Origin of the sequence: Streptomyces sp. P17 (genome assembly GCF_032436805.1) — a bacterium.
In the GTDB taxonomy this organism is placed as follows: Bacteria; Actinomycetota; Actinomycetes; order Streptomycetales; family Streptomycetaceae; genus Streptomyces.
Genome location: NZ_JAVRBF010000703.1, coordinates 1 through 279, shown reverse-complemented (window position 1 = coordinate 279; position 279 = coordinate 1). Strand labels below are relative to the sequence as shown.

At 54.1% G+C, this 279-nt stretch carries 1 protein-coding gene; it reads left to right on the top strand.

Annotation, left to right across the window (positions count from 1 at the left end; translation table 11 throughout):
* Positions 1-78 precede the first annotated feature (78 nt).
* Positions 79-279 (top strand): hypothetical protein (locus tag RMT89_RS42660; protein WP_315889138.1); only part of this gene is annotated, 201 nt, incomplete at its 3' end.

The following is a 279-nucleotide window of genomic DNA, read 5'->3' as shown; positions in this document are numbered from 1 at the left end:
GCTCTTGTCGGACCCCGTGAGGATCCACGATTCTCCGCTCCTGCTCTCCCGGCCGCGCATGGAAATTTGGCGAAAAACATGTCCGAAACACTGTTCCCCATAGATCTTGCCGAGGATTTTATTCGGATGTTCGGCCAGTCACTGGAAAGAAACGATCTCAGCCTCCGTTGGCTGTCCTATGGGGGGACCAGCGAACTATCCGTGACGCCAATTCATCAACAGACATCCGATGAACTTGCGGTCCAGGAAGTGGTGAAATTAACCCACACCTTCCCGGCA